We start from the raw sequence: 16,112 nt of genomic DNA, 5'->3' as shown, positions 1-16,112 counted from the left end.
CTCCACATCCTGATTCTCAATTTAATGCATGATCACCTCATCGGTCACATTGCCCGAACTCGCTACAAAATAGCCCCTTCCCCACAGATGTCGGCCACAGAACTGCTTTGACAGCATCTTCGATTCCGACAGCGGTTTACGGGAACTCTTCCCCTGAAGCATCTGAACCAACTTGCTCACTGACAGATGAGGCGGCACCGACACGAACATATGGACATGGTCCCGGCTGATGTGCCCTCGGATGACCTCCACGTCATTTGCCTTGCATATCGTTCGCAGAAGTTCCCTGCACCGCACAGCAACATCTCCGACCATCACTTTCTTCCGGTATCTCGTAATCCATACGATATGATATTTCAGGTCATGGACACTGTGACGCGTCCTGCGATGATTCTCCACATCGCTAAATTAGTCGAACTGAAGTCTTCGCCTGAAGGCGAGGGATTTTCTCCCATTCCCGTATGAGACATTAACAATTGACATAAATCAATTTTCCATCTACAATTTGCATCTTCGGGCGACCAAATACTAATCGACTGATTCACCGGTCAACTGATTCACCCTATGCGCCAAACCCTCCTCACCATCCTCCTCCTCGCCTGTTCGCTATTGACCAACGCGCAGGTACGCACATTCGACTTCAACCCCAAGGTCATCATCGACCCAAGCAAGATCGATATTGTCCGCGACCAGTTTGGCGTGCCGCACATCTTTGCCAAAACCGATGCCGAAGTGGCCTACGGACTGGAATGGGCCACGGCCGAAGACGATTTTGAGACCATGCAGTTTCTGTTGATGGCCGCCAAATGCTACATGGGCTATCATTTGGGCGTGGAGGGCGCGCAGATCGACTTTGCGGTGCAACTGATGGGATTGCACGACCTGGTGGCCGAGAAGTACGAGACCGAGATCAGCGAAGAGTTCAAGCGCGTGCTGGAAGGAGCCGCCCAAGGGGCCAATGCCTATGCTGCGGCCCATCCCGAAGAGGTCTGGTATAAAAAGGCCTTTCCTGTTACGCCACAGGAGATCGTTATCGGGTATATGCTGGGGCAAAGCCTCATGGCAGGGGTGGACGGCACCATCAATGACATTCTGAACGGGAATGTGCTGAAGCAGATACCGAAAGAGATCAATGACGATGGCATCGGTTCCAATGCCTACGCGTTCAATTCGGTGCTTACCGACCATGGCAACACGTACCATGTCATCAATTCGCATCAGCCCATCGAAGGGCTGCTCTCGTGGTATGAGGCACATCTGCACAGCGAAGAAGGTTGGAACATTACCGGAGGTACCTTCCACGGCAGTGTTTCCATTTTCCATGGTACCAACGAGAATCTGAGCTGGGCACACACCACAGGGGATCTGGACCTCCATGACACGTACCAACTGAAAATGCATCCGCACAAAAAGAAGTGGTATTGGTTTGATGGTGAGTGGAAAAAACTGGAAACGCACCGCGCCAAACTGCGTGTCGGTCTGGGCAAAAAGAAAAAGTTCCGGATCACCATTGGCAAAAAGTACTGGTGGAGCGTTTATGGCCCCACGCTCATTACCAAGCATGGCACATTCTCGTTCCGCATGCCCACCATTTTCGAACTGAAAACAGGCGAGCAATGGTACCGTATGAACAAGGCCAGGAACTTCACCGAATTCCGCAAGTGTCTGGACATACAGGGCATCTGCATGCAGAACATCACCTATGCGGATAAGAACGACACCATCTTCTTTATTGCCAACGGTAAGGTTCCGAGACGGAACCCGAACTATGATTGGAGCAAGGTGCTGCCAGGAGACACCTCGGCCACGCTTTGGACGGAATATCTGCGCGAGGACGAGCTGGCGCAGAACCTGAATCCCGCATGCGGCTACGTGTTCAACAACAACAACTCCATCTTCAATAATACCTGCGAGGACCACAATTGCAATCCTTCCCTCTTTCCTGAAAGCATCGGTTACGACCCTTTGCAGCGCACCAACCGAGGCAACCGCAGCAAGGAGATACTGGAAGGACTTTCGCACATCGATTATGAGGGTGTGAAGCGGTTGAAATTCGACATTCAGTTCCCAGACAGCATCGTCTTTCTGAAGAACTACCCCATTATGGAACTGTTCCGAATGAAGCCGTCCGATTACCCTGACCTGGCCGACATTCTACAGAAGTTTCAGGATTGGAATTTCCGTGGCGACACCACCAACATGGAGGCTGCCTGCATCCTTACCATGATGTATGAGATGTATAACGATAACACGTATTCTGTGGAGCAGGTCCGCGAGAACGACAGCATCCGCCACGAGTTCTTCCTCAAGAATCTGCGGTCGACCAAGAAGCGATTGCTCGATCATTTCGGTACGTTGGACATCCCATTGGGGAAAGTGCAGGTGCTCTCACGTGCGGGCATCGACCTGGCCATTGACGGTGGCCCTGATGCCATCCGTGCGGTCTATTGCAAGGAGCGCGAGGACGGAAAGCTCAGCATGTTCATCGGTGATGGTCTGGTGCAATTGGTCAAGTTCACCAAAGACGGGCCGCAGATCGAGAGCATCAGCCCCTACGGTGCCAGCAACAAGCCCGGTGCAAAGCACTACACCGATCAGATGCACAAGTTCGTGAGCCATGAGTTCAAGAAAATGAGTCTGGAAAAGGATGAGGTCTACAAGAGTGCCTCTGAGGTGTATCATCCGGTGGCCGGTGCAAGGCCTGTGGGACAGTAACGTGGTTGATTTGATGATGAGATGACTTGGGAATTAGCAGATTAGCGAAGTGGGGCCGGAGAACCTTTGAGAGAACCAACAGTTAGCGAAGTGAACAAAAAATCCTCCGTCTTCGTCATCCGCCTTGGACGGAAGGAACCGCCTTCTCTGCGGCTCAGTATGAACGTAGCTATTGGCCATTGGCGAAATACGGAATCCTTTGCGCCCTGGTGTCTTTGCGAGGACCATCCGTGAACGGAGCGAACATCCTCTGTGCCTCTGCGGCTCTGTGCGAAAAACCGTGAGCGGAGTGAACACTCTCTGTGCATCTCTCCTTCTCTATTCTCCTCTGTGTAAAAAGCACTTTGCGCCTTGGCGTCTTTGCGAGAACTAACTGTGAGCGCAGCGAACACCCTCTGCTTCTCTGTGGCTCTGCGTGAAGCCACCATGAGCGTAGCGAACCCTCTGTGCATCTCTCCTACTCAACCCTTCTCTGTGTAAAATCCTTCGATACAATTTTCCCGAAAAAGGAAAATCCCTCAGGATGACCCGCACACTGCTTTGCGTCTTTGCGTCTTTGCGAGAACCATCCGTGAGGGTAGCGAACCCTTCGCATATCCTTCCCTCATTTCAAGTAATTCATCGTAGAAATAACATTTGTCAATTGAGGATCTTTGAGGAATCGCTAACTATGTCATTCCGTCAACCTCAACCCCATGACCCGATCGCGCATTGTACGCTACAAAGCCGATTACAGAACACTTGCAACCGTTTTCGGCTACGGTATTTACACTATTGCAAGCTGGTTCATCTATCCGCATGTGTCCACGTTTTGGAAAGTAATGCTGTTTGTGGTGCATTGCAACGTTCAGTTCGTTCTGTTCTGCATCATTCACAATACCATCCACTCTCCTATTTTCCGCAAGAAGAAGTGGAACAAGGCATTTCAATACTACCTCACGATGCTGTGCGGCAATCAGGTAAGCGGGTTTGTACCGGGGCATAACCTGAGCCACCACATGCATCTGCAAACGCCCAAAGACACTTCACGCACTACACGCGCCCGTTTCGAATGGAATTTTCTCAACCAATCGCTGTTCTTCTTCTTCATGGCGTTCGATATTATCAAGATGGAACAGAAGTTCAAGGCCAAGATGAAGGAAACTCAACCCGACTGGTACAGACAGTATTTTATTGAAGCGCTTCTGGTCAAAGGCATCAAACTCACACTATTGCTCATTGATTGGCAACGGGCATTGGTGCTCATCATCGTTCCCGGACTGTATGGCATCTGGGGGCTTTTCGGTACTAATTTCTGGCAACACGATGGTTGCGATGAGACACACCCCTACAATCACTCGCGCAACTTTACGGGAAAACTCTTCAACTGGATGGTTTTCAACAACGGCTTTCATGGAGCACACCACATGAAACCGGGATTGCATTGGAGCCTCTATCCCAAATACCATGAGGAGAATCTGGCACCTTTCGTACACCCCAACCTCAACCGGAAACACCTTTCCGTTTACCTGTGGCAAACGCTCATCTGGCCCGGCAAACGGGTCGATTACCTCGGCAACCCCGTTGTGCTACCTGAAGACCGACCAACGGCCGATTGGGTTGAAGACCTCGACAACAGTGAAGAAACCCGTAGCGCGATGGGGGCTGTTCAATAGGTTTTTTTACCGCTCCCCGTTGGGAGTATTGGAAAAATGTATATTCGGTAAACCTTTAACCAACCTACTATGACACCGAATACTGAGTTGATGAGCCAAGCTACCGATTCCCTGCGCGGAAAGTGGGGTCTTGCCATTGGAACCTTCCTTGTTTACATGCTGCTTACCCTTGTGCTTCAGGTCATTCCGTATCTGGGAACAATTGTCGGGCTGTTCATTGGAGGTCCTTTTGCGCTGGGTCTCATCATCTTTGCTAAGAACATTGCCAACGACACCGACCCGAAACTTGAACAGATATTTGATGGGTTCAAACATTTCGGTACTTCATTGGCCACCTACTTGCTTGCTGCGGTTGCAGGAATGGTCGGTTTCATCCTCTTGATCATACCGGGGATCATTATTTCCCTTGGCCTTGCACTGAGCATGTATATTATTTCAGATGACAACGAGATCGGTGCTTACGATGCGCTACAGAAGAGTTGGCAAATGATGAAGGGTTACAAAATGAAACTGCTTGGATTGGGACTCATGTTCTTCGGGTTGGCGCTTCTTTGCATGCTTACCCTTGGCATTGCCTTGTTGTGGTTCGTTCCGTTCGCCCAAGTTACCATGGTAAAGTTTTACCAAGATGTGAAAGCCGATTACGAAGGCAGCAATACTTCGGGAGATTTCTTAGAGGGCGGAATGGCCTAAGAACTCATCCATCTGTTGGTAGTCCATTCCTGAGATGAGTTTTCCTTCGGGAGTGATGATGAACTTGGTGGGGATTTCCGTTACGCCAAACGCACGCGCAATGGATGAGGAGAGTACAAAGGGAACCTCCTCCACGACCTGATACTTCCACGAGAACCCGAACCGTTCGGTCACTTTTCTCCAAGTACGGTCATTTTTCTCCAGTGCAATGGTCACAAAGGCCACCTTGTCTCCATACTTGTTGTGCAAAGCAATAAGTTGCGGCATTTCATGGATGCACGGCCCGCACCACGATGCCCAGAAATCGATCACAATATACTGCCCCTTCAATTCAGAAAGTTTGAACGGGGTTCCATCGATCAACCGGGTCTCAAAATCAGGTGCCGTGGAATTCGTGCCGCCACAGCCGACAAACGCCATTATTGCCAAAAACCAAAGTAGCTTTCTCATCTCAGTAAACACAAACACACCTGATAGGTGAAAGTTGCGCAATGGTAAGCATCGTTCATCGATTCGTCCAAAAGTTGGCAAGGCCGATCATCCTCGGTCGTATCTTCATAGTGGAATTAAGGAACTGTATCATGGAAAATGCTGTACCAAATGAGTTCAAGTTCAGGGCTTGGAGTCACAAACAGGCGGAGCGCTTTTTAGCGCACATCCCCGACCTACTGCTCTTCGATGCTGATTTTAGGAGATGGTCCGATTCAGGTACGGATGTCATCGTCACGCTTCAGGTACATGCAAGCATCGAACAACTGAAAACGATATTGGGAGGCATGAAAGACGTCAAAGTAATTGACCGCACCTTGGCCCCGTCCCATGAGTTCAAAGCCTTCGCTTAGCTGTCCATTTTCACCTTTTTCATCACCTCCGGTGGATGCAAGGTGCCAAAGACACGGTCCCAGAAAACGGTGCTCAACCCGAAACCACTGTTCGGCTCGCGGTAATGATGCAACAGATGACTGCGCTTGAGGAATTGGAACGGCTTCCATTTGAAATTGAAGAAGTGCGTTGCAAAATGCATCAGGTCATACACCATGTAGCCAAATGTGAAGCCTGAGAAATAGGCAGCCGTCAAGCCTTTATCTCCAATTACCAGATAGAAACTCCAATAAAAGATGACCGCCAGCGAAAGATTGATGGCCGGTGGCATCACCAACCGCAGCGAATCGTTCGGGAAATCGTGATGGATGCCATGGGCGATGTAATGGATCCTCTTCCCTATTTTACCGGTGAACTCACGATGGAAGAAGAACCGATGGATGCAGTATTCCATCAGTGTCCAGAACGCATAGCCTGCAAAGAACAGCCCTGCTGCCACCATCCAGTTCACGCCAAAATCGGCCACGGCCCGATACATGAAGTAACTGGAAATAGGAACGAACAGAATAGGTACTGAAGAGACATGGATCCTTGAGAAGAAATCGAGAATCGGATTCTCGAACATCTTGGGAGACTCATTCCGGTTGGATACGAACAGACGCTTATCGGCCATGCGGCAAAGGTAATAGATCGCTGTAGAGACAACGGTTGAACCTGTGATTAGTTGATAAGTACATGGTTTGCAAACAAAAACGCCCCGCCAATCTCTTGGCAAGGGCGCACTCACAGGGAATATATAATCGAGGCTAAAACTGTTCGTTAAGGAACTTCGGTTCGTTGGTGGAAGGTCGCAGGTCCGTGGTCGTTTTGGTCATCACGATCTCGATGCGGTCATTGCCCAACTGCTGTTCTATGCGGATGGTATCTCCCATCTCCGCGCTCATCTTGTAGTTGCCACGTTCTTCGTAAAATCCATCTGGGTTGCAGATAAGCAGCAGGTACGTGTCTGCACCGGGCGCACCGGGCTGGCCGTTGGTACCACCGGGTCCGCCTGCATTTCGGAAAATGCGGTAGGTCCCATACCAGTACTCATAGCGGTTGATGAAGTATTCAAAGTCGAACACGCCTGTTCCGGAAGGGTAATACTGACCGAGAATCGGATTGGTGGGTATGCTGCTGTTGTTGTCCCAATAGCTGTATGGCATGGCATAATCGTAATCCACACCGAAGTAGGCGTTTCCCGGAGGACCGTCCGGTCCGGGCACGGGGTCCACTACAAATACACAGCTCGAAAGTGAAATTGACAATCCTATCAAAAGGACAATGAATGAGGTCAAATGGCTTTTCATGATCTTTGATTTTTAGGTGTTGGATGGCCTAAACCCAAAGGGTGTGCCAGTCTTTTTTTGAGTAATCGGGAAATCAGGATATCAGCTGATCAGATAACTGGAAATCAAACCATTACAGATGATTCGCCCATCATCCAACTGATCATCTGATTAACTAAAAGATTATCCGCAATTCGCCCCCAAACCATATCGAACTCACCCCCTGCTCCGCAAGCGGAGCTTCCCCCTCTCTTGCAGGAGAGGGGGTGTCCCGACCTGTCGGGACGGGGGTGAGTTGGCAATTGACAACAGGAATACTCACTCAAGATAACTTTGCGGAGTATCATTTTAACTATTCAACGAATTAACTGGTCACCTATTCACAGAATCGCTTGATGATGCTGTACGAATCGAGCAGACCGAGTTCTCCGGCAAGGCTCATGTCCTCGCAGCCTTTATCCAACTTTCCAAGAAGTATGCGGATAAGGCCACGATTGTAGTTGGCCTCAATGAAATTGCCACCGGATGAAGCAGCCAACCCGAACTGGATCTCCGCCTCTTCGTAGCGTTCGGCCGTGGCAAGCAGATAACCGAGGTTGAAATACGCGAAGCGCATCTCTTTGTCCAGTTCCAGCACTTGACGGTAATCCTTTTCCGCCAGGCTTATCAATTGCTCCGTCTTCGCCTGGAAGACCGTATCCTGCACATTCAGTTCGCCATAGATGCTGTCATAGGCCGCCAAGTGCGCCTCCAATTCCATCTGACGGATAACGGCACGCGCAAACAGACAGGCCGCGTGCTTGTCATTGTCTTCCACACATCTGTTCACCAAGGCATAGGCATCTTTGAACCTTCCCAAAAACGCCTCCGCAACAGAGATCCGGATCGGGTTCATGGTATTGCCATGTTCCGACCGCCTCTGGGTACTCAATTTCTCCAACGCGTCCTTCCTCACGGCATCATCCGAAGAAATGAGGGCAATAACGCCTGTGTTGTAGTATGGTCGGTTAAAGCCATCGTAGGCCGTAATGTCCTTGTCCGTTTCAGGGAATGGTGAGATACGGTAAAATGGCAACAGCTTTACATCCACGCGCTTGTACTGCACCTTCCCCACTTCCTTCCTAACGGGTTCAAAATCTCCTTTCAGGTCGGTGGCCTTCATCAGTTTCACCTGCTGATCGTACTTGGCATCCTCATCGCTCATCATCAGCGTGGCGCGTACCTTTTCCAGTTCCTCAACGGCTTTGTCGTACTGTTGTTTGGTACCTACGTGCCTCAAGGCTTCCAGCCTGTTCTCATGCGCTTCCAAGAATTCGGGGAACAGTTCAATGGCCTTGTTCAGATCGGCAAGCGCATCGGTGTAATGCTTGGAGTTGAAATTGAGAATGGCGCGATTGTAATAGCCCAGAATGTTGTTCGGGTTGAGCCGCGTGACCATGTCATAATCGGCCATGGCCTCCTTGGTCTTTCCCATATCTGAATAGACCATGGCGCGATTGAAGAGCACCACCGCGTTCTCAGGATGCAGCTTCAACACACGGTTGAAATCGTCCAACGCCAGTTGCTGCTTGTTCATTTCGGCATACACCACGCCACGGTAAAAGATGGGCAGCGCGCTGGCCGTATCAAGCTCCATGGCGCGGTTCAGGTCTTCGATGGCGCCATCATATTCTTCCAGCTTGGTGCGGGCAATTCCTCTGCGTAGCACGGGCTGCATGCTGGTGGAATCCTTCTTCATGGCCATTTCAAAATCGGCCACGGCCACCTTGTACATTTCCAGTCCGGCCTTGGCCTCGCCACGCAGCAGATAGGTTTCGCTGTTGTCCTTTTTCAGGTCGATGATGCGGTTGCAGTCGGCAATGGCATCCACGTAGCGGTCCAGCCGCAGGTTGGCCAACGCACGGTTGGAATAGATGCGCCAATCGTCATTATTGATCCGCAACGCCTGATTGAAATCCTCAAATGCATCGCGGTAACGCAACAACTGACTGCGCACCACGCCCCGGTAGAGATAGGCCTCATGGTTCTTGGGATTGAGTTCCAGCGCCTTGCCGAAGTCGCGCTCCGCCCCGATGTTGTCCTCCAACTCGTACTTGGCCACACCTCGCAGGAAATAAGCCTCTGAGTTGAAACGGCTTATTTGAATGGCCTTGTTGAAGAGGTCGATGGCTGAAGCGTAACGGCCTTTGCTCAGTTCAAACCGCCCTTGACTGGTGAAATTGCCCTGCGTTTGCGACAGCACCCAAAACGGAACCGCAACGAATATGTAGAGCGAAAGAAGTCGTTTCAAATCAGGCAGAATGGTTCGGCTAAGGTATGGCTATCAAAGCGGTAACGTTGCCGATTGGGTCAATTAGTTCTGATGATATGTAATGAATAACAGAAAGCGTCTGACTCAAATTGGAATCTTGATCATCTATCCCGTTTTGGTGACTTTCGAGTTTAATATTCCTCAATCGCCTCAATTATCGTGGAGTCATTGAATAGCTGGTCATAAATGCCTGAGCTGTTGCTTTTCTCGATCTTCGGAAATTCAACCCCTGCCCCATGGACTCTTGGGTTGTACTTCTGCTCGTTTCTGGCGTTAATAAAATGAATGGCCGCGAACAAACGAATGCACGGATCGGCCATGTCCAATTTGGTGATAAAACGAGGAAACCCGTAAAACAGCGTTGGCCCAATTCCTCCACAGGCCTGTATGCTTTCTTCGTAGGGTTTCAATCTCTCATCTTTACGCACACAATAGGCCATAAAGCTTGAAAACTTACTGTCGAAAGTCTTAGGCCCCGCAAGAATAAGAGAGTCTTGCGTTTGGAGGTTGATCAACGGATGAGATTCCCATAGCTCATCGAAGAGAGAATCACTTCGCAGATCATTTATTGTCTCCTGAGCAAATTCCGTAATCGCATTATCAAGACTTTTCCAACTTGTGTTATCGGGATCGTAAGTCAATTGCTCAGACAATCTCCGATAACCCTCGGAGATATCAAGTGATTTAGTATTGGTTAGTACTAAAGTGTCAAACTCAGCAAGAACTGCTTGTAATTCAGCAATTTCCCGTTTTGTAAAGATTTCTTGCAATCCCTCATCATCCGACAGCATTTGTTGCTGCTGACATGAACAGAAAAATAAAATCAGGATTACGGTCAGAACCTTCAACTATTTATACGACCAACCGATCATTTGAAATTCCCTATCGCATGATCTCCAACCGCTTCACCACTTGTCCTTTCTTGGATGAGATGCGTAGCTGGTAGATGCCGGAATGAACCTCGCTAAGATCCAATTGCTTGGTGAATTTGCCGGCCGGAAGTTCTCCCAAGGTTCGCTTGGCAACCATGGCACCGACCACATTGAACAACTCAACGCTGACGGATGAAGCTGACTCCAACTGCATGTTCAGACTGACCACACCAGAAGTAGGATTGGGATACACGCTCAACGTTGTGATCTCCGACTCATTGATACCGCTCATGGCACCACCTTCCTCTTCCCAAAGTTGAAGGTCATCCATGGCACCTTCCACCAGACTTCCACCATCCAGATTCTGACCAAGATGGGTACTGTCTGAAGCAATGAACTTTACACGCACCTGATCGGTCAGTTGCACATAATCGGCCACGCGGAATGCCACCCTTCTGAAACTTGGATCGGAAACTTTTGAGTTCTCCACAAACACCCAGTCCGTTCCATTATCCGTTACCAGAACCTGCCACCAGTCGGCTCCGGGATTGGCACCTGTAGGAGGGCTGTTCGTATAATATCTCCAGTATGAGATGGCCGGGTTGGTAAACTCCGAAACATCGAAGATGGGACTGAGCAGTGTGGTTGAACCGTCATCCACGTCATTATCACCAATGCCAGCACTTGCGCTGGTAGAATTGCCCGTTATCGCGCAAGCAATATTACCAGCACCCGGTGTATGGTCCTGATCGGTCTGCACCATGACCCCCGCATCAGAGAAAGAACCAACCGGTGCATCAATGGTCCATGTACCAGTGGAGTTGTTATCTGTCGGTAGTCCTTCAACCCATCCAGCGTCCTGAAAATTGTCAAAGTCCTCAATTCGGTTCTGTGTGAACCCGACCATTATGTAGTAAGGAACGTTAGGATCATCAAGATCGGCCGCAAATGGCTGCACATTTGCCAATGTTCCGTTCAGGTTCTGAAGCGCCACATAGTAGGCCACAACTGTACCTATCGGCTGCGCTGGGATGGTACCCGCATAATTGTTACCGGTTGTATTGGACAGACTCACGGTTGACCAAGTGGTACCATCATTCACACGGTAAGCTACAATAGCATCTGTCAAGGCCCAAGGATAATCGGCCTGCACGGTCATGGTAATGTCAATACCTTGGTCATCGTGTTCCAAGATAGGTGTGTGTGCAAGTGTGGCATTGGAAAGCAAGGTGATTCCATGAATATCGAATGCATTGATGATGTCGAGATCGTTCGGTGTACCATTGGTGATGTCATTGTCACCGCCATTGGCCGGGGAATCATCTATCAGAAGCGCTTCCACAAGAACATCCACATATACCTGACCTTCGTCACCATCGGGTCCGGTCACCAGCCCATCGAAGGTGGCTGAGTAAAGGTCCATCATTTGTTGTAGGTCTCCGAAGTTCTGACCCAGATCCCACCATGCCCCGGCAATGATCTCCCCATCAGAGTGCACTTCGCCCACAATATCCTGCGGATAAACTTTCGGGTCGATATCGTACCGTCTGATATAATCGTTCGGAAGGCTTTGGCTGTTTCCAATACCGAGAACAGGGTTGTCAGTAACGCCAAGAGCCCACACATCTGCATAGCCTTCGTCCATGGCCCCATTCTGAAACCATCCGCTAAGCGATGCATAATACGTGTTATTGATGCCATGGCCGTATTCATGATACACCACATCACCTACCAACGCAAATGAATTGCAACCGGCACCGGACTGATAGAAATTGATGGATGTACCATCATAGAAGGCATTGCAGCTTCCCGCCACATCAATATTGGTTGCAAGCGGACTGTCCATGTCGGTGAACGTTGGGAACTTGCTCTTCATGTAATCGTGAATGATATTGACATGATAGTAAGCGGAAGATTCTTTTGAATTGGCCACTGTTCCCCAATCGAAGGCGTTGGAACCTGTCCCCAAAACTGTTGTAGCCGTAGGTGTTACTCCGTTGGTGAACACCTCTGACCAAAGACCGCGCAGCGCCAAGTTGACCGTTCCCTCATTCAGTCCGACCACTTCGCCATTGGCATCCGTGTAAAAGGTATTTCCCCCTTGTTTCACCTCCATGTTGGCCAACACGGAGTTGACCTCTGGGTCATAAGGTTGTGTGAGACTTACATCATCGGTAACTGTTACGGAAGCAACTGCGGGCGGCTCCGCTACGCAATGATCCACCAGATCCTTCCTCATCCAGATCTTGCCGTCCACCGCATCAACATAGGTCAGATAATTGGCAGGAATGCGGTTTTCATCCATTGTATATACCGTGACCACATATACCGGGCGAAAAGTGGCCATCTTCCTTTCGTAGTTCGGCACGGGAAGAATCTTCACATCTGAAGCGGCCTGTACATTTTGAACAGAACCCGCCAGTTCGGCCATGGCAGCATTGGTGGCCTCTGTTGGAGAAAGCACCGCCTCATCCAGTCCAATATGGTCAAACACATCGGCACAGAAACCTACCACCCGGCCATCCAATGAGAACTTGACCGAGAGTCTTGAAAGCAGTACATCCTTACCATTGTGGCGCTGGGTAAAGAACACTTGATGAAGGTGCGCATTCTCCGTTTCGGTGGCCAACTCCAATTCATCCACAGGAATGCCAAAACCCTGCAAATGATGCTCGATGAAGTACTGCGCCTTGGCTGTAAAGTCAGTACCTGGAACGGTTATCGGTTTACCGAACGCGTTATGAGGTTTGGCATTGGTTTCGTTGAAATGTACATACCATGTGCCATTATCGAGAAGAAAGTTTCGCCAATTGGGCTGATTTCTCAGCTGGTACTGATAGGCCTCGTTGAAGGTGCGTTTCTGAACTGTGACAAGACGCACCTCATTCGGATCTTTGGTGCCATGTACATCATTGGCGGTAACTGTTGACACGGCAAAAACTGCCAGAAACAGTGGTAATATATGCTTCATATAATTTGGTTTGGACTACAATAATAACTGATCTGGCCTTGCGAAAATGGTCCTTAAGGCAACACTTGTCTGAAACACCTCACCGGGATGGATGCCAGAGACCTACTGTTGCATGGTTTTCTATGGAAAACATCCAACTACGCGACTCACGTAATCGGTATGTGAAAATTTATAAATTGCGTTACAAATTCTTACCATGAAAAAGACACTTACTATTGTTTTTGCCGTAGTTTTTTCCTCATCGGTCTTCGGCCAGACCGGAATGGGTATTGGCAATACCAACCCTCAGGAAAAACTTGATGTAACGGGTGCGATCAAGATCGGCACCACATCCACAAGTAATGCCGGCACGATCCGCTGGAACGGCACCAACTTTCAGGGCTATGATGGCTCACAGTGGGTGAATCTGGACAGCCAAGGAGGAGCCGATGCTGATTGGACGGTAAGCGGTGTCAATCAATATTCGGCCGTTACAGGTAACGTGGGAATTGGTGTGACCTCGCCTGCCTATAAATTAGACGTTCAGACATCTGCCAGAATTGGAAAGGCAGAAGTGGGAGACTGGGGATCCAACTTTGCTTATTTCGGCAATCAGGCACTCACCCATCCCGCACAGACAAATTTTGCACTGTTGCAGTCTTCTTCCGGTAGAACTATTCTGAACAGTGCTTCAGGACAGTCCATCTATTTCAGTATTGGAAACACCCCCCACATGTATATGGAACCAGGCGGCAATGTGGGGATCGGTGTCATCTCACCTACATACCAACTGGACGTTCAGACATCTGCCAGAATAGGAAAGGCCGAGACGGGAGACTGGGGTTCCAACTTTGCCTATTTCGGAAACCAGGCACTCACCCAGCCCGGACAGACAAACTTTGCATTATTGCAGTCTTCCGTAGGTAAAACTACTCTGAACGGTGCTTCAGGACAGTCAATTTCTTTCAATATTGGCAATACCCCTTACATGTATATGAATTCAAGTGGAAACGTGGGAATAGGTACAATTGCACCTGGGTACCAACTGGATGTTCAGGCATCTGCCAGAATCGGAAAGGCCGAGGTAGGACACTGGGGTTCAAACTTTGCTTATTTCGGCAATCAGGCACTCACCCAGCCCGCGCAGAGCAACTTTGCATTACTACAGTCAAATGTAGGCAAAACCACGCTGAACAGTGCTTCGGGACAGCCTATCTTGTTCAGTATTGGCAATACCACCCACATGTATTTGAGTTCAAGTGGAAATGTAGGTATTGGTACCATCTCACCTACTACTGACCTTGAGGTTGCAGGGCAGGTGAAGATCACCGGAGGAACACCAGGCATAGATAAAGTTCTACGCTCGGATGCCAACGGATTGGCCACATGGGTCGACCCCAATAGCCTGGTATCTGCAGATGGAGATTGGACCATCAATGGCAGCAATCAATATTCCACCGTGGCTGGCAATGTTGGTATCGGTGTGTCTGCCCCATCGGCCAAACTTCATATCCAGCAAAGCTCAGGTAGCAGTATCATGCTGTCCCGAGGTGATGCCAACACCACTGACGGTGAAGTGATGGGAGAAATCCTATTCGATAACACGAGCAATACAACGGTTTCCACATTGGATGCAGCAGCCGTTATCCGGTCAACAGCATCGGGCACACAGGGAAACAGCAACAAAGGGGGTAACATTCTGTTCCTTACCAAAAACAACGTTCCAGGCAGCTCGGCAGCAACGGAACGACTTCGCATTACAGCAGCTGGAAATATCGGTATTGGAACCACTTCTCCTGCTGCCAAATTGGACATTAATGGCACTGGGGCATTGAATGACAATCAATTGAGATTGAGAGGCGGTTCGGATGGTAACCATTACCTATCCTATATTGGCGGTTCGTTTGATGGCGCAAAGCTTACTGGAAACAATAATGTGATCTTGAATACGGTTACCGGTGGTGATGCATTGATCGTTACCGGAAGCAGAGTGGGAATTGGAACAAGTTCACCTATTGCTCCGCTTCACGTTGAATCGCAAGCAAACCCCAGCTATGGCAACTTCACCTACTATGCATTTGAGACAAATGCCGGCACTGGATCCTGTTGCGGTGGAACAGTTAACGGGGTCTCTATCCATGCAAGCGGTCGTGTCATGGCCTCTGAATTCGATGCCTTCTCGGATGCCCGGATAAAAAATGTGATCGGAATTTCTGAATCAAAGAAAGATCTTGAAACACTCGCATCCATTGAAATCACCGATTACCGCATGATAGACAAGATGAAGGACGTAAAGCCATTTAAAAAGGTAATCGCTCAACAGGTTGAAGAGGTGTACCCACAGGCCGTGTCAACCATTACGGAGGTCATTCCTGATATATACACGGTTGCTTCAGCCAATGACGGTTTCATAGATATTTCTGCCAATGTAAAAGCGGGAGACCGAATCAAGCTCATTCGTGAGTCGGGCAACGAAATGGTAACTGTCACGAAAGTTTCTGAGGAAGGCTTTTTTATTGACCGAAAGATAACCGAGGATGTTTTCGTTTACGGACGCGAAGTGGATGACTTCCATACGGTAGACTATGAGGCCATTGCCATGCTCAATGTTTCTGCCACCCAGGAACTCTACCGAATGATCAAGAAACTACAGGATGAGAATTCAGAGCTCCGATCATCAGTAAATGAGTTCAACGCCATGGCCAAAGAGATCGAGCAACTGAAGCAATGGACCAACTATCAACAACAGTCTAACAAGTGAGCAAA

Annotated in this window: 12 protein-coding genes; 5 read left to right on the top strand and 7 right to left on the bottom strand. The window is 49.3% G+C overall.

All coding sequences use genetic code 11. The features are described from left to right. Positions 1-21: 21 nt before the first annotated feature. Positions 22-399: an IS200/IS605 family transposase gene (tnpA, locus tag GC178_13365; GenBank protein MBI1288554.1), complete on the bottom strand. Its 378-nt coding sequence runs from the start codon at positions 397-399 to the stop codon at positions 22-24. A gap of 165 nt (positions 400-564) precedes the next feature. On the opposite strand from tnpA, the gene GC178_13360 reads away from it, so the two are divergent. The 3 genes from GC178_13360 to GC178_13350 all read left to right on the top strand — a co-directional run bounded on the left by GC178_13360 (position 565) and on the right by GC178_13350 (position 5,063). Continuing rightward, positions 565-2,715 carry an acylase gene (locus GC178_13360; protein ID MBI1288553.1) on the top strand — a complete coding sequence of 717 codons (2,151 nt, stop codon included), beginning with the start codon at positions 565-567 and terminating at the stop codon, positions 2,713-2,715. Positions 2,716-3,410: 695 nt separating this feature from the next. Then, complete coding sequence (locus tag GC178_13355) at positions 3,411-4,370, top strand: fatty acid desaturase (protein MBI1288552.1); 960 nt, start codon at positions 3,411-3,413, stop codon at positions 4,368-4,370. Positions 4,371-4,439: 69 nt separating this feature from the next. Beyond that, positions 4,440-5,063 (top strand): DUF975 family protein, encoded by a 624-nt coding sequence (locus GC178_13350; GenBank protein ID MBI1288551.1) that lies wholly within the window; start codon positions 4,440-4,442, stop codon positions 5,061-5,063. Here GC178_13350 and GC178_13345 read toward each other — a convergent pair. Further along, positions 5,043-5,513, bottom strand: coding sequence for a redoxin domain-containing protein (locus GC178_13345; GenBank protein ID MBI1288550.1), 471 nt, complete (start codon positions 5,511-5,513; stop codon positions 5,043-5,045). The genes GC178_13350 and GC178_13345 overlap by 21 nt on opposite strands. 131 nt (positions 5,514-5,644) lie before the next feature. Here GC178_13345 and GC178_13340 point away from each other — a divergent pair, with 131 nt between their 5' ends. Beyond that, positions 5,645-5,905 (top strand): hypothetical protein, encoded by a 261-nt coding sequence (locus tag GC178_13340; protein MBI1288549.1) that lies wholly within the window; start codon positions 5,645-5,647, stop codon positions 5,903-5,905. Here GC178_13340 and GC178_13335 read toward each other — a convergent pair. The 5 genes from GC178_13335 to GC178_13315 all read right to left on the bottom strand — a co-directional run bounded on the left by GC178_13335 (position 5,902) and on the right by GC178_13315 (position 13,367). Then, entirely contained in the window at positions 5,902-6,558 is a 657-nt protein-coding gene (locus tag GC178_13335) for a fatty acid hydroxylase (GenBank protein MBI1288548.1), read from the bottom strand. The two genes, GC178_13340 and GC178_13335, sit on opposite strands and share 4 nt — an antisense overlap. A 133-nt stretch (positions 6,559-6,691) precedes the next feature. Then, positions 6,692-7,234: a hypothetical protein gene (locus GC178_13330; protein MBI1288547.1), complete on the bottom strand. Its 543-nt coding sequence runs from the start codon at positions 7,232-7,234 to the stop codon at positions 6,692-6,694. A gap of 355 nt (positions 7,235-7,589) precedes the next feature. Continuing rightward, a complete protein-coding gene (locus GC178_13325) occupies positions 7,590-9,503 on the bottom strand; it encodes a tetratricopeptide repeat protein (protein MBI1288546.1) in 1,914 nt (637 codons plus the stop codon). A 152-nt stretch (positions 9,504-9,655) separates the two neighbouring features. Next, positions 9,656-10,372: a hypothetical protein gene (locus GC178_13320; protein ID MBI1288545.1), complete on the bottom strand. Its 717-nt coding sequence runs from the start codon at positions 10,370-10,372 to the stop codon at positions 9,656-9,658. A gap of 34 nt (positions 10,373-10,406) precedes the next feature. Next, positions 10,407-13,367, bottom strand: a complete 2,961-nt coding sequence (locus GC178_13315) for a T9SS type A sorting domain-containing protein (protein ID MBI1288544.1) — start codon at positions 13,365-13,367, stop codon at positions 10,407-10,409. A gap of 196 nt (positions 13,368-13,563) precedes the next feature. Between GC178_13315 and GC178_13310 the strand changes: the two genes are divergently transcribed. Beyond that, the gene (locus tag GC178_13310; protein ID MBI1288543.1) at positions 13,564-16,107 is read left to right on the top strand and encodes a hypothetical protein; all 2,544 of its coding nucleotides are present in this window, start codon (positions 13,564-13,566) and stop codon (positions 16,105-16,107) included. Positions 16,108-16,112: the final 5 nt, after the last annotated feature.

The sequence above is a fragment of the Flavobacteriales bacterium genome (genome assembly GCA_016124845.1).
In the GTDB taxonomy this organism is placed as follows: Bacteria; Bacteroidota; Bacteroidia; order UBA10329; family UBA10329; genus UBA10329.
Note: the sequence above shows the minus strand (reverse complement) of the source record. Positions and strands in the feature narration are given on the sequence as shown.